This is a genomic window from Gilliamella sp. Occ3-1 (genome assembly GCF_001690655.1).
In the GTDB taxonomy this organism is placed as follows: Bacteria; Pseudomonadota; Gammaproteobacteria; order Enterobacterales; family Orbaceae; genus Gilliamella; species Gilliamella apicola_P.
Genome location: NZ_LZHQ01000018.1, coordinates 1 through 18,933 on the forward strand (window position 1 = coordinate 1; position 18,933 = coordinate 18,933).

The following is an 18,933-nucleotide window of genomic DNA, read 5'->3' on the forward strand; positions in this document are numbered from 1 at the left end:
GTATCCATTAAAAATACGAGTCGATAATGGACCAGAATTCACCGGAAACACGTTTACTAATTGGGCAAAAACACATGGTATAACTATAGATTACATCAAACCCGGTAGCCCTTATCAAAATGGTTACATTGAACGATTTAATCGGACTTATCGAACTGAAGTGTTAGATTTATATCTTTTTAACAACCTAGCGCAAGCAAGGAGAATAACCGAAGAATGGTTAACGATTTATAACACCGAAAGGCCTCATGAAGCACTAAATAATATGACGCCGATCGAATATAAAACATTAAAACAGGCAGCTTAATTTTCTACGTGAGTTGTGTATTAAGTTTGGGGTATTTACAAGTTGTTAAAAAGATATAAATCGAGCACTTCAGTGCGATAGGTACGATTAAATCGTTCAATATAGCCATTTTGATAAGGGCTACCAGGCTCTATATAATATTAGCTGAACGACCGTATGCCAGTAAAGGGGAAAAAAGTAGAAAATAAATCTATTTACCTATTTTTTATATCTTAGGATACGTTAAAAATAGGCAAAAACACAAAATTATTTACAGGGTCTTATTTAAAATAATCACCATTTTATCCTGCCATCTCTTGTGTAGCCATGACCTTCATCATCATCATAATACGATATTTCATTTCTTCTTTCTTCCTCTTCTTCTCTTCTTTTTTCTGGTGTCGTTTCCAAAAAAAACAGTAATACGTAGAGTATGCCTTTGAATATAAACCATACAAATTTACCTAAACCAGATAAGATTTTTATAAATAATTCAAATCCATTGCTATTAAATAGCATTTCGTTTTCTGTGTCAGACTGTGTTGACTTATCTTTATTTTCCATTTTTATGTCACTCTGATTAAAATTTATGCTTTATATGTAAAATATATTTTGTTTTGTGTCAATGGCAAAGGCAAAGGGTAAAAGGGTAATGGTATTAATGGTAATGGGCCATAATGGGAATGGCCCTACCTTGAAAAGGCTGAAAAGGCTGAAAGTAAAAAGGGCATAACATAACTAGTTGTTGATTTTTAATTTAATATTGAATTTAGTGAATAATTTGCATTATAATGAAACCTGTTTCCGCTACTTTTAGTAGCAAACAACGAGAAGATGATCGTTAATTCTCAGACGTAGCCAATAAAATGGGACGTTCCTTTTTTAAGGTGATCACGCACTAACAACCAACAAACTCACTGTTTTTTCAGGTTGGTGACATCTATTTTGATGTTGAGTTATTTTAGACTATCACATTCACATATTGAGGTATACTCAATGTCTTATGCAATTACTTTTGACTTCGATACAAGCAGGTTAGAGCACTATTATCCTGGTGCATATACTAATGCTTATAAAGAAGTTAGAGATGAGTTAAAAAAGCTTGGTTTTGAATGGAAGCAAGGATCTGTGTATTTTGGTAATAGTAGTATTAATGCAGTAACTTGTGTTTTAGCCGTTCAACAATTGGGACAAAAGTTTAGTTGGTTTACACCTTCATTGAAGGATATTCGAATGCTAAGAATTGAGGAATACAATGACTTACTTCCAGCATTGATGCAACAACGAGAACTAACTCATGCCTCATTAGAAAAAAATGAGATCCAAAATAAAACAAGAGAATTATTTTAATAAGTAATTAATTGTTTTTATCACTTACCCATAGGGGGAATATTTTCTCCTGTGGAAAGTATTCTCCTTTTTATTCAACTTTTAATTAGGAGAATATCCATGTTAACTAACGAATACATACTTCTTTCAACAGAATATTTTCTTGCTTTAATCAATTGTGAAGCAACTATACCTGATGATGTATCATTAAGTTCAATCATTCAAGAATACTTACATAAGTCTTAATTTTAATGTGTCAACCAGGAGGGGGATTTTCACTCCTCTTGAGTGATATCTCCTGATTTTGTTTGAGGAGGTTTATTATTATGAGATGGTATTCAGAGCATAATATTCATACTAAATCTGAGTTAATTAATTTATTAATTGCTCCTGTTTATAGTGAACATTATGAAGAAAAAACATTGCAATTTCATGTTTGTAATGACTATATTCATGGAGTAACCATATTATGGTCATTAATTGAATTTAATGTCATAAACGATTATCGAAACATTTTACTGGCAGGTAAATACCGTTACATAAAATGTAATTTGATTAAGCAAATTGATGAGGCTTGGAGCTATTCATATTATTGTGAATTATCTTTTCCTCCTTATTATTCATGTCCACTTAATTACCTTGAATTAGCTAATTTTGAAGTAAATCAAGAATGGCGAACTCAAGTTAGAAATTATCATCAACTACAAAAATAGTTTTCCTATTTCATTTAAACCAGCTTACTTTATTACGCATAAAGTAGTTGGTTTTTATTTTTACTTTTTATACTGGAGCATTAATATGATTTCAATACCTGGTGAATTAGTCATTACAACCAGAACGGGTAAATATGGCAATTTCAATGTCGCCAAGCTTTTTACGTCCATTGGTGAATTTTCTTTAAAAGATAATAAATTATTGGATCAGTATGAAGCTGGAAAATATGAAGGGTCGTTTGTGATTAAACAAATCAAATCTTCTTCATATAGCTACGGCAACCGCGTTGTTATTGAGTGTTGTGCGTATATTGAAGATATGGATCTAGTTAATTCATCTAAATTAGATGAAGCAGATTCAGAAAAAATACATGTATCAGAAGACCCTATTTGTCAGACTGAGTCATCTGAAGTTCAGAAAGTTAATACTGAGCATCAACATGAAGAAACTATGGCTACCTCAGATTCAGATGATTCTGAACTGTTTGGTATTTTATGGCCAATAGGTGATCAAGTTAAACTAGATTCAACGGAGGATCGCTTAAAAATACGTTCCCAGAAAAAACGTTTAATCGAACTTGGTTACCATTTTGACTATAAAAGCCAATGTTGGAATAAATTGCCAGAACAATTTTAACTTAACTTATCTATCTCTGGGGAGAAACAGGTCTTCCTAGAGATCGTTTCTCCTTATATTGATTTAAGGAGAAACTTTAATGAGTAACATTCTTACATTACAAGATATTCCTGATTTGAAATGTGATTGTTGTATTGCGAATAACGATTCAGAACTCATTTTTTTATCTGTATGGGGGAAAGATACCGCAATGCAGGAACTCTTTGCAAAACTTACGATCGGTGAAACAACTAAACATGGTTTAACAGATATTAAGTTAAATCATCATCGAGTGTTTTTAGCCGAAGGAAAGCATTATGCAAAGCGCACATTGAAAGTAACTAAAACGTTATTTGGTTCGTTGATTCACGCTTTTATTTTTGATAAACGCATTATTGAGCCAAACCGTGATTCAAATTCAATGATCTCTATTTATAAGGTAGAAGATGTTTCCAGTAGACATAATCGTTACTTTGATGCAATTAAAGTACTTTCTTCTGTACCCATTTTAGAACATTGGGCTGACGAAATTGTATCGATTGCTAAACAACAAGGAATGATTAAGGAGCACAAAGCGATTGTTGGTGATGTTGATGCAACAACAATTATTGTAAACGACACAATATTAACTCAAATCATGAGCCAAAAAATTCGTGATGGTATTTTAACTTTATCATAAGGAGTAATTATGGTTGCACTTGTATCGCAACGAGCGGCGCATAATTTTGCTAAAAATGGCTATTATCCAACGGATGATGCTACAACAAATGCAATTATTAGCCATTTTGTAAGAACTGATAATACTGTTATTCGGGTTTTAGATCCCTGTATAGGCGAAGCTCGAGCAGCAAGTAATATTACGTATTCAATTAGTCATAAAGCAAAACTGTATGGTGTTGAATACAATCGACATCGAGCAGAACTAGCTCAAAAATATTGTGATGTTTTGTTAAGAAGTGATTTATTTGATACCGTGATTTCACTCAATTCCTTTGGTTTATTATTCTTAAATCCACCATATGGGAATTTAACTAGTGAACATAATGGAGCAATTACAAATTATCAGAAAGACTATAAACGATTAGAGAAAATATTCTATCGTTTTACGATTCCGTCTCTGCAGTATAACGGTATTTTAGTATTAATAATTCCGTTTACTCAGCTTGATGAGATGCTTTCAAATTGGATTGCAAGTCAGTTCACTGATATTTCAATATTTACAGCTTGTGATAAACAATTCAAGCAGATTGTTATTTTTGGAAGAAAAGTTCGACAAAATGATATAGCACTTCAGGAAAAAAATGATGTGAAGGCCAAATTTAAGGCTATTTTTGAAGGAAAGGTTGTTCCTGATGAGATAGCTGTTACAAATAAGCCAATGTATCAAATTCCTGAGCCAGAAAGTGAAATTAAATCTTTCTATAAATTATCATTTACTGATGAAGAGTTAGGTCAGGAAGTTCAAAAGATTGGTGGACTATGGAATGACTTTAATCTTTTTTTCAAAAAAAGTTGTGAACGCAAACGCAAACCGTTGTGTAAGATGTCCGACTGGCATTTATCACTAGCACTTGCTGCTGGTGAAATCAATGGTATTGTAAAGTCTAACACAGGTAAAACCTATATTATTAAAGGTGATACTTATAAATCAAAGTCGAAAAACGTTGAAAACACGTTGGATGATAATGGATTTATTATTGAATCAAAAACAATTTTGACTGATAAATTTGTTCCTTCAATTAAGGCATGGGATTTCACTCCAAATTCAGAAACATTTGGTTCGTTATTTCTAATTTCGAACCGAGATAATGAACCTGATGAATTGTGTGAAGATGATAAATGATCGAGTTTTAAGGCAAGGACAAAAAAATGATCGCTTATTTGCAAGTTATAAGCTTTCTGATGATAAAAAACTATGGATTATTACAGAGTGGTATGATTATAAGCAAGCTTTTATGACTACACTAATGCTGCCGAATGAGTATTAATTCTGTATTAATTAAAACATTAACCCATAAGGGATACAATCCCTTGTGGAGCTTGTATCCCTTTTTATTTAAGGATTAAAAATGGAACAAGTAACATCAAATATACAAATTGATTTAAATAGTTTTATTAACGAGTTTAAAGATTCATTATTGGATAGTTTGAATGCATCTAATCCTCCAGTTTACACTCAGGATGATATGTCATTTGAACGACAATCAATTATGGAACAGTTAAAACGTAAACCATTTAGTGAACAAGCTAATGTTGTACAGGCTGTTACAAAATTGTTATTAGATCAGAATGAACCTGCAGCGATTATCAATGCTGAAATGGGAACAGGAAAGACAATGATGGCAATTGCTGTGGCAGCAGTACTTCACTATGAAGCCCAGTATCGACGTAATCTGATAATTTCGCCACCTCATCTTGTATATAAATGGCGACGAGAAATTTTAGAAACGATACCAGGTGCAAGAGTATGGGTTTTAAATGGCTCAGATACACTTGTGAAGCTATTAAAATTGAGGCAAGAGCTTAAGTTAGGTATTACATCTAATGTGCCTGAATTTTACGTTTTAGGACGTGTTCGAATGCGAATGGGATACAACTGGAAACATGCACTGAAATCAAAACCTATTTACCAAAAGCAAAATATTCATGAACGTGGGGAAGTTAAAACAAAATACATAAAAAAAGACTGTGCTGCTTGTCCCGACTGTTATAATTTTTGTCGTGATGACGAGGGGGAGTTAATTCTTTTTAGCGATTTTGTTTTGAAAGAACATCGAACAACTTGTGTGAATTGTGGCAGTGCTTTATGGACTTTGATTAGACCATTAAATAACTCGAATTCTAGTTTTAGAGACAGAGTTAAAAAATCGATGTGTCAAATTCCGACAGTTGGGCCAGTGAAAGCTGAATCTCTAATTAATAAATTTGGTGACGATTTTCTATCTGATCTGCTTGCGGATAATGCATCAGATTTTGTTAATCTTATGAATGAAAATGGTGAGTTTATTTTCACTGACAGACAAGCAATAAGAATGGAAAAAGCTTTAGCTAAACTTGAATTTGGTTTTGGCGAAGGTGCTTATCAAGCTACCGAATTTATCAAAAGATATTTACCACAAGGATTTTTTGATTTATTGATTGTTGATGAAGGTCATGAGTATAAAAATCAAGGCTCTGCACAAGGTCAGGCGATGGGTGTGCTTGCCAGCCAAGTTAAAAAGATTTTACTTTTAACTGGTACTCTTATGGGAGGATATGCAGATGATCTGTTTTTCTTACTATTTCGTGTATTGACGTCTAAGATGATTGAAGACGGTTATAAACCGAATAGCAGAGGTTCTCTAGGTTCCGCTGCGATGGAGTTTATGCGAGATCATGGAATCATTAAAGACCTATATACCGAAAAGCATGGAAATAGCCATAAAACGGCAAAAGGTAATCAGATTTCTCATCGAACACAAAAAGCTCCAGGCTTTGGACCAAAGGGTATTTTACGATATGTATTACCGTATACAGTATTTCTAAAACTTAAAGATATTGGTGATAATATTCTTCCTAATTATACTGAAGAGTATATTGATATTCCAATGTCACATGAGCAACGGAGCCATTACGATAAGCTATCGAATAAACTGAAGAGTGAGTTGAGAAGTGCATTAGTGAAAAGAGATACAACATTACTTGGTGTTGTACTCAATACCTTACTTGCATGGCCAGATTGCTGTTTTAGAGCAGAAATAGTCACTCATCCAAGAACACGAGATAAGTTGGCTTTTGTGCCATCTGTATTTAGTAATGGTGATGAGGGTGATAGTTTTATTGAATGTTCGCCAAAAGAGCAATCTTTAGTTGAACATTGTTTAGCTGAAAAAACAGATGGTCGTAAAGTATTGGTATATGCAACCTATACAGGTACTCGAGACATAACTGGACGGCTTAAACTTATTTTAGAACAATCTGGTTTAAAAACAGCCATATTAAAATCAAATGTGTCGCCAGAAAAGAGGGAGGATTGGATCTTAGACAAAGTGGATAAAGATTATGATATTGTCATAACAAATCCAGAGCTTGTTAAAACAGGCCTTGATTTACTTGATTTTCCAACAATTATTTTCTTGCAAACAGGATTCAATGTTTATACATTGCAACAAGCGGCTAAACGCTCGTTTAGGATTGGCCAAAAAAATGATGTAAAAGTGATTTATTTAGGCTATGAAAATTCAGCTCAAACAAGCTGTTTAAAATTGATGGCAAAAAAAATAGCAGTTTCACAAAGTACATCAGGAGATATGCCAGATTCGGGATTAGATATACTTAATTCTGATGATGAATCAATTGAAGTGGCTTTAGCAAAACAGCTAATTGCATCATAATAAAACAGTTATTCCATAAAAAACGCAACATTTGTTGCGTTTTTTTAGCTATTTAAATAAAACTGGACATAAACATACTTGACGTATTACAATGTAATACATATTTTACCAAATACAAGGAAACATAACATGTCTATCGTTAGTATAAGATTGAACGAAACAGAAGAAAGTATATTTTCTGAATACGCAACTTTTCAAGGGAAAAGCTTATCTTCTTTATTTAAAGAAAGCCTTATTGAAAAAATAGAAGATGAATTAGATTTAAAACTTCTCACAGAAGCAATCGAATATAATAAAGAACATCCTGAAACATATACCCATGAAGAAGTTAAACAAAAACTAGGCTTATAATGATGTATCAGGTTATTTATACGGCAAAAGCATTAAAATCACTTTCAAAAATTGATAAATCACAAGCAAAAATAATAATTAACTGGATTGAAAAAAATTTAATCAATTGTGAAAATCCACGCTTTACTGGTAAAGCGATAAAAGGTAATTTAGCAGATTGGAGATACCGTATAGGAAATTATCGAATACTGTGTAATATTTCTGACGAAAAAATACAAATTAAAATAATTAATGTTGGTCATCGAAAAGATATTTACAAATAATACTTAATTATGAGCATTCTCCGTATTTAACAATCCTTTTTATGAATTCACGAGATCCATCAGGCTTAACTCGCCAGATTTCATTTCCGACTTGTTCAACGTAGCTTTGAGTTTTAAATAACTCTTGAATTCTTCGTTTAGTTAATTCGTTAAATGTATCATCATCAAGTAGACCATGATCAGTATTTTCATAACGTAAATAATCCTCTTCAGACGGGTTCTTGATTGCCCTTGCTTTAATGTCTGGATAAATTATTAAATGCCTCATTTATTTTTTCCTTAGTCGAAAAACAAAGAATTATAATTTATTTCTTAGTATGTATTACATCATTGTTGTAAAAAAAGCAAGTTTCCTTGCTTTTTATTGTGAATGTTTTAACTAGTTAAGAGACAGATATTATCAATAATTTCACCATCAATACTTAATACAGCTTCAGAATACAAATCAAAATAGGCATTATGACCTAATTCTTTTAAATGCTCCAAAAAACAAATCAAAAAACATTGTGTATAATCTCCTGATGATAAAATTTCTTTATAAGATGAATTGAAACGGCTAGCAATTTTATGATTGAAATCATTTAAATTATTACATTGCCATTGTTTTATCAACCAATCCTCCATTTCTGATAGATAGAGATTAAATTCAACGCCTTCCCCATCAGAGAATGAATTAATCAAATCATATCGTTTAATATTAGATAATATATCGTCATCAATTTTTATAATATCATCTCGAAGATATAATCTATTAATTTTATGCATAAGTGTTCTCCTATAGTGTATTACTTTAACATTAAGAAAACTAGGTAAATTGTTAAATCACAAGACTATTAGACGCTTAATGTCAGAATTAGGTTTAAAATCTTTGGTTAGACCCAAAAGATACTGTTCTTATAAAGGCCAAGTAGGTAAAGTTGCCAAAAATATCCTAAATCGTGACTTTAAAGCTTCTCATCCTAATGAAAAGTGGGTAACAGATATTACGGAGTTTAATGTAAAAGGTAAAAAACTATATTTATCAGTGCTACTAGATTTATACAATAGTGAAGTTGTTTCGCATGAGATAGCAGAAAGACCACATTTAGAAATGGTTGATAGCATGTTATCTAAAGCAATTAAGATTCTCAATCCTAAAGACAAACCTATGCTTCACAGTGATCAAGGTTGGCAGTATCAAATGACTTTTTTCCAGCAAAGATTACGAGATAATGGTATTACTCAAAGCATGTCTAGATCAGGTAATTGTTTGGATAATGCAGTAATGGAGAATTTCTTTGGTATTTTAAAAACTGAACTTTTCTATTTGGAAAAATTTAATGATATTAAGCAGTTGGCTAATTACATAAATAGTTATATCTATTATTATAATCATGACCGAATTAAATTAAAATTGGGCGGATTAAGTCCTATTAAGTATAGACTTAATAGAGAAGTAAATATTAGTAAATAATAAAAATGATTGACAGTTTTTTTAATAGAGAATATTATTTCAACTATAGTTGAAATATAGAAATAATTATTATGAATACGATACAAGCTGCAAAATATTTTGAATGTATCTCTTCTCCCATTCGATTAGATATTTTTAGTCTACTAATCCGCTATGGTTCTGAAGGTTTAGTTGCTGGTGAAATTGCTAATGCCCTTGATCTACCTGCTTCTAATCTTTCGTTCCACCTAAAAGCTCTTACTCATTGCCAACTTATTTCAATGGAACAAGAGGGGCGTTTTTTACGTTACCGTGCAAACTTACCATTAATGAAAAGCTTAGCTGGTTATTTAACTGAACAATGCTGTATTTCCCAGTCAGGAAAAACAGATTGTAAAAAGGAAGCTATATAACTATGCAAATTCTATTTTTATGTACAGGTAACTCCTGCCGTTCTGCCTTGGCCGAGGCTATTTTTTAATAATCTCGCCCCTACTGGATGGAGTGCAGTGAGTGCTGGTAGTCAGCCTGTTGGCTATATTCATCCTAATGCAATTACTATATTACAACAGCACTATATTGGTACTGCAGGGTTACTTAGTAAGTCTTGGAATGATTTAGATAGTATGCCTGATATTGTGATTACAGTTTGTGCTTCGGCAGCAGGTGAAACCTGTCCTATTTATTTAGGTAAGGCAATAAGAAGTCATTGGGGATTAACTGACCCTGCTAAGGCAACAGGAACAGAACAAGAAATTGCAGCTGTTTTTGAACAAACCTTTAACCAATTTAAGCAAGCAATTACTTTTTTCTTGCAACAACCTCTTGATGAATTATTCAATGATAAATTGCAAAAGCTTTTTAATGAAGTTGGACAACATTTTTTTAACGAAATATTTCAATAGTTGATGGAGTAATGAAATGATTTTAATTCAAGTATATGATCCCGCTTTATGTTGTAGCACAGGTGTATGTGGTACAGAAGTAGATTCTATATTAGTTACTTTTGCCGCTGATGTGGATTGGGCAAAAAAACAAGGCATTAACATAGAGCGTTTTAATCTATCTCAACAGCCAATGGCTTTTGCTGAGAATGAGATAGTTAAAAAATTCTTAGAGCACTCAGGTGTTGACGCTTTACCACTTATTCTGATTGATGAAGAGGTAGCGCTAGCAGGACGTTACCCTACACGTAAAGAATTAGCTCAATGGGCAGATATCAAATTAGATGAGCAAGAAACGACTAAACCTTGTTGTGGTGGCAAAACGGGTTGTTGCTAATTTAGGCGTATCTACGATAACAATACATAAAATTTAATTTATTATTTTAAAGGTGTTTAAGATGAAATTTTTAACGCATATCTCTCCTTTTGTCTTTTTTACGGGTAAAGGCGGTGTTGGTAAAACATCACTAGCTTGTGCTACAGCGATTCAATTAGCTAACCAAGGAAAGCGTACTTTATTAGTTAGTACAGACCCTGCTTCAAATGTTGGACAAGTTTTTGAACAAACTATTGGTGCAACAATTAAACCAATTCAAGCAGTTCCGAATCTTTCTGCTATTGAGCTTGATCCACAAGCAGCGGCAGCGCAATACAGAAAACGTATTGTAGAACCTGTAAAAGGGATACTACCTGATGAGGTGGTAGCGGGTATTGAAGAACAGCTTTCAGGGGCTTGTACGACAGAAATTGCTGCCTTTGATGAGTTTACGGGTTTACTGACTAATCAAGCATTGCTAGCACAGTTTGATCATATTGTGTTTGATACTGCACCAACTGGGCATACGATCCGTATGTTACAACTACCTGGTGCATGGAGTGAGTTTATTAGTGATAATCCAGAGGGTAGTTCTTGTTTAGGACCTTTAGCTGGCTTAGAAAAACAAAAAACACAATATCAAAATGCCGTGGATGCCTTAGCTGATTCCAAACGAACGCGATTGGTTTTGGTAGCCAGAGCACAGAAAACCGCATTATTAGAAGTTGCTCGTACTTATGAAGAACTGGCTGCATTAAGTATAAACAACCAATATTTAGTTGTTAATGGTTTACTAGATAAGCAAGAAGCTACAAATGATACCTTAGCCAAAGCTATTTATACTCATGAACAACAGGCTATTGAGCATATGCCAAGCCAATTAACAAAATTACCTACTGATTACTTACCATTAAAACCTTTTAACTTAGTAGGTGTTGAAGCACTAAGCCAACTGTTTGATAGTAGCTTAACATCACAATCTAGGATGGCTGAATATAATAACCAACTGCCTGATATCGCCTCATTAGCACAATTACTAAAAGAATTAGAGACTCAACAGAATGGTTTAATTATGCTAATGGGTAAAGGTGGTGTTGGTAAAACAACACTGGCGTCAGCAATAGCCGTGCATTTAGCACAAAAGGGTTTGGATGTTCATCTTTCAACTTCAGACCCTGCTGCTCATTCATCCAATACACTCGATAAACAACTACCTAATCTTGCTGTCAGTCGCATTGATCCTAAAGTAGAGACTGAACGTTATCGTCAGCATGTTTTGGAAACCACAGGTAAGGATATGAGTGAGCAAGATCGTCTGGTACTTGAGGAAGATTTAAGGTCACCTTGTACTGAAGAAATTGCAGTATTCCAAGCTTTTTCACGCACTATCCGTGAGGCAGGTAAAAAGATAGTAGTGATGGATACTGCACCCACTGGGCATACGTTGCTATTACTTGATGCCACAGGGGCTTATCACAAAGAGGTCACTAGACAAATGGCTAAGAGTCAAACGCATTTCACTACACCCATGATGCGTTTACAAGACCCTGATTATACTAAGGTGATTATTACTACCTTAGCTGAAACAACTCCAGTACTCGAGGCAGCTCATTTACAAGATGACTTACGTCGTGCTGGTATAGAGCCTTGGGCATGGATAATTAATAACAGTGTTGCGGCCTCTGAAACCTCATCACAACTACTGCAATTACGTGCGCAAAGCGAGATACCTCAAATTCAGAAGGTATTAACTGAATATGCTAAACGAACGGCAATAGTACCATTACAGGCAGAAGAGCCCATAGGTATAGATGCTTTAACTAAATTAGCCAATTGATAAAGAAAAGCGCTGGTTAGTTAACTAATCAGCCAAATAATATAGGTTAGATTATTATGACTTGCCAAACGAACACACCTGTAAAAAAACTGTCTTTTTTAGACCGTTACTTAACTCTATGGATTTTTGCTGCAATGACATTAGGTTTTATCTTAGGTACGGTATTTACATCCTTACCAGATAAGCTTAATGGATTATCTGTTGGTTCTACTAATATACCTATTGCTATTGGACTTATTTTAATGATGTATCCACCACTGGCAAAAGTGCGTTATGAAGAGCTACCTAAAATTTTTCAAGATAAAAAAATATTAGCTTTATCATTAATACAGAATTGGTTAATTGGCCCTGCATTAATGTTTATATTAGCGATAATTTTTTTGCATGATTATCCAGAGTATATGACAGGTGTTATTTTAATTGGTCTTGCGCGTTGTATCGCTATGGTGCTGGTTTGGAATCAATTAGCTGATGGTGATAACCAGTATGTTGCTGCACTGGTTGCCTTCAATTCTATCTTCCAAATCCTATTTTTTAGTGTCTTTGCTTGGTTTTATCTTTCTTACTTACCGCCTTTATTTGGTTTAGCGGGAAGTGTGATTAATGTAAGTTTTGGTACTATCGCTGAAGCTGTTCTTATCTATTTAGGCATACCCTTTTTAGCAGGTTTTTTAACTCGTTACTTTTTACGAAAAGTAAAAGGAGATGGTTGGTATCAAAATAAATTTTTACCTAAAATCAGCCCTATTACATTAATTGCGTTACTATTTACTATTGTGGCTATGTTTAGCTTAAAAGGTAATGAAGTCGTTAAGCTACCTTTAGACGCTATTCGCATAGCTATTCCACTAACAATCTACTTTGTTGTAATGTTTGTTTTAAGTTTTGTCATGGGTAAATTAGCCAATGAAAGCTACCCTAAAGTAACCGCCATGTCTTTTACAGCGGCCAGTAATAACTTTGAATTAGCCATTGCAGTAGCTATTGTCGCTTTTGGTTTAGCATCGCCTGTGGCCTTTTCAGCAGTTATAGGGCCATTAGTAGAAGTTCCAGTATTAATTCTACTAGTTAACATGGCATTATGGATTAGAAAGAATTATTTTTAATCTAATTAAAATAAAAGACTAAGTTTTAATTTACAACTCAGTCTTTTATACTGCAAATTTCGTGTCCAACTTTCGGGGTTCAGTTCAGATAGGGATAAAATTCCCCTATGGGTGAGTAAAAGGTAAGTTTATAAGAACTCAACATCAAACAGATGTCACCAACCTGCAAAAAACAGTGAGTTTGTTGGTTGTTAGGGCGTGATTACCTTAAAAAAGGAACGCTCCATTTTTGGCAGCGTCTGAGAATTAACGATCATCATCTCTATGTTTGCCACTAAAAGTAGCGAAAAAATTAGTATAACGATTTAATTAATGCGTTGCTTTGCATTGTTGTAAACATTTAAAGATTCTCGCTTACCTATCGCTAACACTTTGATAATGATAAGCTCATCAATAACTTTATAGACCATTCTGAATCCAGATGACCTCAATTTTATTTTGAAACACCCAGACAGTGAACCACTTAACTTAGCTGATTCAATATAGGGTTTAATCTGGATAGGCTACACTAATTCATACAACTTTTTTAAGGGGTAAGGTAAACTTATCACAACTAAAAAAGGAACAAATTGAATAAGATTAAACGCAAAAGACGAACATTCACAGATGATTTTAAACACCAAATGGTCAGTCTTTATCAACATGGTAAATCACGTAGTGAAATCGTTGCCGAATATGATTTGACACCATCAGCTTTGGACCGTTGGATAACGCAAGCAAGCCAAAGCGGCTCATTTAAAACAAAAGATAATCGCAGTCCACAAGAACAAGAGTTAATCGCGTTGCGTAAAGAGCTTAAACAACTCCGTATGGAAAACGATATTCTAAAGCAAGCAGCACTGATAATAGGGCGAAAATCGCTATCCTAAAAGCAAATCGACATCGTTATAGCATAACAAAGCTATGTCAATATTTAGGATTATCAAGACATTATGCTTATTATCAGTGTAAATTGAATAGACAAAAATCAGTAGGGCTTTATGCCGATAAAATCGTGACGCTATTTAATCAGAGCTATCAGTCTTATGGTACAAGACGAATTCGTTTTGATTTACAGAAAGAGAATATTTGGGTGTCACGCCGTTACATTGCTCGGGTGATGAAAGCCTTATTGCTGGTATCAAAATACACCGTTAAACGTTATCAATCTCACAATACGGAAGTGAATGAAACCGCCACAGAAAACCACCTGCAACGACAATTTGATGTAGGTGATAAAAAACAAATTGTTGTTGCGGATTTAACGTATATTCAAGTTAAGCAACGTTGGAACTATTTATGTGTTTTAGTGAACTTATCCGATAGGCAAATTGTCGGTTACCATGTTGGTCAACATAAAACAGCAGAGCTTGTTATGTCGGCATTAAGCCAAATTAAACAACCATTATCAAAATTAGATTTATTTCATTCAGACCGCGGTAAAGAGTTTGATAATCGGTTATTAGCGGATTGTTTTAAGACATTTAATATCACGCATTCATTAAGCAAGAAAGGGTGTCCATATGACAATGCGGTAGCGGAAGCGACATTTAAAACAATTAAAACGGAATTTGTAAAAGGCCAACGTTTCAACTCAACGGCTGAGTTACAACGCGCTTTTTCGGCTTATGCCTATTGGTATAATCATAAACGATTACATTCTTCGTTAGGCTACTTGCCTCCCGTTGAATTTAAAAAACACTTACCCCTTAATTTTTTTGTTTGAAAATGTGTTGCCATTCCAATCTGAAGTTTTTTTACTTTTTTTTAAATTGAAGCTGTATACTCCGATCTAATTTATTCCATTCTTTAAATGCCTTTTCATCGAACACGACTTTAAAGGTCATCCACATTCACCTCAATAATTTTACCAGGATTTCTGAGTCTATCTTCGGCAATTCTAAGAATATCTTCATCTTCGTCAATACACGGAACTAAACGAATTATTTCTGGTTGGTTTGATTTGTGTTTAATTTGCCATAAATCATACTGGGATTGTAATGATAACCACATTCTTGCAGTGCTAATTCCAGCTAGTTCTAATCGCCAAGCTAGAGTTGGCGAAATAGGGGCTTTACCATGTAACACTCTTGATATTGTTTCACGTGAAAAACCTAGATGTTTAGCAAAATCAGTAATAGTCATATTTAATGTATTAGGTAAAATTTCGTCTAATAAAATTTCACCTGGATGTGAAGGGTTAAACATTTCCATAAATGCTCCAATACCTCTAGTTGAACCAGTTTCAAAAAAATTTCCAGCCCTTTATGTTCAAAACTTTTTATCATATAAGTCTGTTCATGTGATGGATTACATCACAAATGGAGAGTTGAAGCAACTGATTTAACAATTAAAAAAGCAAGTTTCCTTGCTTTTTTGAGTTGTTAATTGTTATGCAACATTACTGAGTTCTTCTTGAGGTTCACTTTGATTTTCTAAATGTTCGATTTTATCCGAATATTTAAGCTCACCATCAATTTTAATGCTTGAGATTTTTAGTAATCGAGCTTTTAAATTGATTCCAACATCTCCTTTTTTAACCCCAGTGCTGTATGTAAATGTTTCAGCATAGATATCACCAACACAAAAACTGATTAAGATTTTTTTGTTAGCTTTATTTGCTTCAATACATTTTTCAACTAAGTTTTTTGCTTTTTCACCGGTAACGTTACAGTTAATGTAAGTATATTCGGCGCTTTGACAATTTCCTCTTAGTGCTGCGATTGTACATGATAAATAAGGTTTACCATTTTTGACTTTAACTTCACGGATTCGGTTTAAATAGCCAATTCCAGTTGTATGTAAATCAAAAAATTGTTTAGTTACTGTGTTATTAGTTGAGTTAGTCATAATATTCTCCAAAATTAAGTCAATAAAAAAGGAGAATTTAAGCCCAAAGGGATAAAATTCCCCTATGGGTGAGTAAAAGATAGGTTAATAAGAACTCAACATCAAATGATGTTACCAACCTACAGAAGTAGTGAGTTTGTTGGTTGTTAGTGCGTGATCACCTTAAAAAAGGAACGTCCCATTTTACTGGCTACGTCTGAGAATTAACGATCATCTTCTCGTTGTTTGCTACTAAATAGTAACGGAAACAAATTAATTATACTAATTAAGTAAAAATCCGCAATAAAATATTTTGATGAATATTTATTTTTCTATATTAAAATTGATAAATATTGTATCTAAAATTTTAGTGATTATGCTTCATTTCATAAAAAAGTTATTAATTGTTAAAAATAAACACGAGGGTATCAGTGCTAATGAAGACTCATCATCATTGAAAGACTGGTATATTCCAAAATCGGCAACAGAATTACTTGATACACCTTATCGAAAAAAGCTGATCTCACTAATTTGGCAACGAGTATCAATTGATCAACAAAGGTTTAATAAATTATATATGGATGTTATCAATAATTATGTTGAAATAGTGCAATTATTGCCAGCATCGGAGGCACATCATCACTCGTATATTGGAGGTATGATTGATCATGGGCTTGAAGTAGCAAATTATGCATTAAAGCTAAGGCAATCTTACTTGCTTGGTGATAATGCAGAAGATATTCCAAGACAAGCACAAGCATGGAGCGCAGCTGTTGTATATGGAGCTTTATTACATGATATAGGAAAAGTTGTTGTAGATGTGCATGTTGAAATGAACGATGGCAAAATCTGGTATCCGTGGAAAAGTAATTTAGATTTACCGTATCGGTTTAATTATAAAAAAGATAGGGATTATTCTCTTCATCCGAGTGCTGGAGCATTGATGATTAAACGAATTTTACCAGATGAGAGTATCACTTGGTTATCTCAATTCCCAGAATTATTTAAATCGTTTTTAAGTTTATGTTCTGGTCACACTGAAAAAGCTGGCGTATTATCCGAAATTATACAAAAAGCAGATATGTTTTCTGTATCGAATAACCTAGGTGGAGATCCAACGAAAATACTGAGCAAACCAGTATCATTAATGAGTAAAATGATAGTTTCGATAAGGTATTTAATTGAATCTGAATTAATTTTGAATGGTCCAAAAGCCTGCGACGGCTGGTTTGATGGTAAAGATGTTTGGGTTATCAGTAAATCATTCACAGATAAAATGAAAGCTAATTTGTTGCAAAATGGTATAACTGATATACCGACCGATAATGCAAAAATATTTAATATACTAAAAGAGCACGAGATAGCAATAGCAAATGAAGATAAAACTATTTGGCCGTGTAAAATTGAATCTGACGAGGGTTGGATTGCTGAAAGACTAACACTTATCCGTATACCTGCCAATGTGGCTTTTCATAATATTACTAATGCTCCAGAACCATTCAAGGGTTCAATCACTCCACTGTTAGAAGCAGATGATCTTAACTCCATACCTGATAATATTTCAACGAAGCAGGTTAAAGATGAGTCTAAATTAAACATTGCATCTGAGTCTGTAGATGACAAAGCTTCTAAAATGCAAGATACAATATTGAACCTATTTTCTAATGAACAAACAAATACTGAGATATTTGAAACAGATATGGTTGATAATCATGATGATTGCGACAATTCCAAAAAAGACAGTCAGATAAAAGTAAATAATTCAAAAAATAATGATATTTCTATTTCAAATGAGTGTATTTCTAACACAATAGATAATGATGATATCTATAATAAACCATTTTTTAAATGGGTTAGACGTCAAATTATTGATAAAAAATTACCTGTTAATAACCAAAATGCATGCATTCATACTGTTGATGGTAAAATATTCATGATAACTCCTAAAATTTTTAAAAAATATAGTTTATATATACATGGTAATGATGATGATAGTAACTGGAAACAATATCAACGTGAATTTCAAGAGTTGAAAATTCATACAAAATTCAGTGATGAAGGATTTAATATCTGGAAGTGCCTAATTTCTGGGAAAAGAAAAAGCCATACTTTTATCAAAGGTTATTTAATTGATAACAAACCATTATTTGCTATTGAGAATAATTTGCATGATAATCCACATCTAACATTAATTCATGATGTTAATATTTACAAAAACAATTAGTGAGAAAATGAGAATCAGGAGTATTTATGGAAATAAAAAAAGAAAAAATATCTTGGCAGGAATTGCTCATAGTATATCTAGAATTTAAACAATTGCGTAAACAAACTGTAACTCTCCCCTAAAATAATACAGCAAAAAAGTAGAAAATTCTCTATGATAAAAGTAAAGAGGATTTAAACATGAAAAAAATGACTGAACATCAAATCGTCGCTATTTTAAAAGAAGCTGAAGCGGGTATTCCGGTTAAAGAACTCTGTCGTAAATATGGCATGGGTAATTCAACTTTCTATAAATGGCGGGAAAAATACGGCGGAATGGAAACTTCGGATATCAAA

The 18,933-nt window shown here is 33.2% G+C and carries 22 protein-coding genes and 3 pseudogenes; 19 read left to right on the forward strand and 6 right to left on the reverse strand.

What is annotated here, in order from left to right; genetic code table 11:
- On the forward strand, positions 1-307 hold a 307-nt coding region (locus A9G43_RS05385), incomplete at its 5' end, for an integrase core domain-containing protein (RefSeq protein ID WP_141673986.1).
- 38 nt (positions 308-345) lie between these two features.
- Here the strand turns inward: A9G43_RS05385 and A9G43_RS10720 are convergent.
- A pseudogene (locus tag A9G43_RS10720) lies at positions 346-444 on the reverse strand (integrase core domain-containing protein); the annotation flags it as partial.
- A 136-nt stretch (positions 445-580) separates the two neighbouring features.
- The gene (locus A9G43_RS05390) at positions 581-850 is read right to left on the reverse strand and encodes a hypothetical protein (RefSeq protein WP_065607273.1); all 270 of its coding nucleotides are present in this window, start codon (positions 848-850) and stop codon (positions 581-583) included.
- A gap of 432 nt (positions 851-1,282) precedes the next feature.
- Here A9G43_RS05390 and A9G43_RS05395 point away from each other — a divergent pair, with 432 nt between their 5' ends.
- The 8 genes from A9G43_RS05395 to A9G43_RS05430 all read left to right on the forward strand — a co-directional run bounded on the left by A9G43_RS05395 (position 1,283) and on the right by A9G43_RS05430 (position 7,931).
- Positions 1,283-1,636 carry a hypothetical protein gene (locus tag A9G43_RS05395; RefSeq protein ID WP_065607275.1) on the forward strand — a complete coding sequence of 118 codons (354 nt, stop codon included), beginning with the start codon at positions 1,283-1,285 and terminating at the stop codon, positions 1,634-1,636.
- 305 nt (positions 1,637-1,941) lie between these two features.
- Positions 1,942-2,328, forward strand: a complete 387-nt coding sequence (locus A9G43_RS05400; protein ID WP_065607277.1) for a hypothetical protein — start codon at positions 1,942-1,944, stop codon at positions 2,326-2,328.
- Between the two features lie 85 nt (positions 2,329-2,413).
- Positions 2,414-2,965: a DUF3275 family protein gene (locus A9G43_RS05405; protein WP_065607279.1), complete on the forward strand. Its 552-nt coding sequence runs from the start codon at positions 2,414-2,416 to the stop codon at positions 2,963-2,965.
- A gap of 79 nt (positions 2,966-3,044) precedes the next feature.
- The gene (locus A9G43_RS05410; protein ID WP_065607281.1) at positions 3,045-3,623 is read left to right on the forward strand and encodes a hypothetical protein; all 579 of its coding nucleotides are present in this window, start codon (positions 3,045-3,047) and stop codon (positions 3,621-3,623) included.
- Between the two features lie 9 nt (positions 3,624-3,632).
- Positions 3,633-4,787: a DUF6094 domain-containing protein gene (locus A9G43_RS05415; protein WP_065607283.1), complete on the forward strand. Its 1,155-nt coding sequence runs from the start codon at positions 3,633-3,635 to the stop codon at positions 4,785-4,787.
- Positions 4,788-5,013: 226 nt separating this feature from the next.
- The gene (locus A9G43_RS05420) at positions 5,014-7,317 is read left to right on the forward strand and encodes an SNF2-related protein (RefSeq protein ID WP_065607285.1); all 2,304 of its coding nucleotides are present in this window, start codon (positions 5,014-5,016) and stop codon (positions 7,315-7,317) included.
- 129 nt (positions 7,318-7,446) lie between these two features.
- A complete protein-coding gene (gene relB, locus A9G43_RS05425) occupies positions 7,447-7,668 on the forward strand; it encodes a type II toxin-antitoxin system RelB family antitoxin (RefSeq protein WP_065583133.1) in 222 nt (73 codons plus the stop codon).
- A complete protein-coding gene (locus A9G43_RS05430) occupies positions 7,668-7,931 on the forward strand; it encodes a type II toxin-antitoxin system RelE family toxin (RefSeq protein WP_065583134.1) in 264 nt (87 codons plus the stop codon). Before relB ends, A9G43_RS05430 begins: the two co-directional genes overlap by 1 nt.
- A 7-nt stretch (positions 7,932-7,938) precedes the next feature.
- Here A9G43_RS05430 and A9G43_RS05435 read toward each other — a convergent pair whose 3' ends face one another.
- Positions 7,939-8,199, reverse strand: coding sequence for a hypothetical protein (locus A9G43_RS05435; RefSeq protein ID WP_065607286.1), 261 nt, complete (start codon positions 8,197-8,199; stop codon positions 7,939-7,941).
- Between the two features lie 107 nt (positions 8,200-8,306).
- Complete coding sequence (locus tag A9G43_RS05440; protein WP_065607288.1) at positions 8,307-8,696, reverse strand: hypothetical protein; 390 nt, start codon at positions 8,694-8,696, stop codon at positions 8,307-8,309.
- A gap of 19 nt (positions 8,697-8,715) precedes the next feature.
- On the opposite strand from A9G43_RS05440, the pseudogene A9G43_RS05445 reads away from it, so the two are divergent.
- From A9G43_RS05445 to A9G43_RS05480, 8 genes and pseudogenes are all read left to right on the forward strand, one after another.
- Positions 8,716-9,384, forward strand: a pseudogene (locus A9G43_RS05445) (IS3 family transposase); the annotation flags it as partial.
- A 71-nt stretch (positions 9,385-9,455) separates the two neighbouring features.
- The gene (locus A9G43_RS05450; RefSeq protein WP_065607292.1) at positions 9,456-9,776 is read left to right on the forward strand and encodes an ArsR/SmtB family transcription factor; all 321 of its coding nucleotides are present in this window, start codon (positions 9,456-9,458) and stop codon (positions 9,774-9,776) included.
- Positions 9,777-9,778: 2 nt separating this feature from the next.
- A pseudogene (locus A9G43_RS05455) lies at positions 9,779-10,268 on the forward strand (arsenate reductase ArsC).
- Between the two features lie 16 nt (positions 10,269-10,284).
- Positions 10,285-10,644 (forward strand): arsenite efflux transporter metallochaperone ArsD, encoded by a 360-nt coding sequence (arsD, locus tag A9G43_RS05460; RefSeq protein WP_065607294.1) that lies wholly within the window; start codon positions 10,285-10,287, stop codon positions 10,642-10,644.
- A 61-nt stretch (positions 10,645-10,705) separates the two neighbouring features.
- Complete coding sequence (arsA, locus tag A9G43_RS05465; protein WP_065607296.1) at positions 10,706-12,460, forward strand: arsenical pump-driving ATPase; 1,755 nt, start codon at positions 10,706-10,708, stop codon at positions 12,458-12,460.
- 56 nt (positions 12,461-12,516) lie between these two features.
- Positions 12,517-13,566 carry an ACR3 family arsenite efflux transporter gene (arsB, locus tag A9G43_RS05470; protein WP_065607297.1) on the forward strand — a complete coding sequence of 350 codons (1,050 nt, stop codon included), beginning with the start codon at positions 12,517-12,519 and terminating at the stop codon, positions 13,564-13,566.
- Positions 13,567-14,135: 569 nt separating this feature from the next.
- Positions 14,136-14,435 carry an IS3 family transposase gene (locus A9G43_RS05475; protein ID WP_034885636.1) on the forward strand — a complete coding sequence of 100 codons (300 nt, stop codon included), beginning with the start codon at positions 14,136-14,138 and terminating at the stop codon, positions 14,433-14,435.
- Between the two features lie 23 nt (positions 14,436-14,458).
- Positions 14,459-15,271, forward strand: coding sequence for an IS3 family transposase (locus A9G43_RS05480; protein WP_255308739.1), 813 nt, complete (start codon positions 14,459-14,461; stop codon positions 15,269-15,271).
- Between the two features lie 110 nt (positions 15,272-15,381).
- On the opposite strand, the gene A9G43_RS05485 is transcribed toward A9G43_RS05480, so the two are convergent.
- The gene (locus A9G43_RS05485) at positions 15,382-15,759 is read right to left on the reverse strand and encodes a HigA family addiction module antitoxin (protein ID WP_065590143.1); all 378 of its coding nucleotides are present in this window, start codon (positions 15,757-15,759) and stop codon (positions 15,382-15,384) included.
- A 177-nt stretch (positions 15,760-15,936) separates the two neighbouring features.
- Positions 15,937-16,395: an STY4534 family ICE replication protein gene (locus A9G43_RS05490; protein ID WP_065583138.1), complete on the reverse strand. Its 459-nt coding sequence runs from the start codon at positions 16,393-16,395 to the stop codon at positions 15,937-15,939.
- Positions 16,396-16,750: 355 nt separating this feature from the next.
- Between A9G43_RS05490 and mobH the strand changes: the two genes are divergently transcribed.
- Together mobH and A9G43_RS05500 are read left to right on the forward strand one after the other, a co-directional pair.
- A complete protein-coding gene (gene mobH / locus A9G43_RS05495; protein ID WP_176701705.1) occupies positions 16,751-18,598 on the forward strand; it encodes a MobH family relaxase in 1,848 nt (615 codons plus the stop codon).
- Positions 18,599-18,777: 179 nt separating this feature from the next.
- On the forward strand, positions 18,778-18,933 hold a 156-nt coding region (locus A9G43_RS05500; RefSeq protein ID WP_141674028.1), incomplete at its 3' end, for a transposase.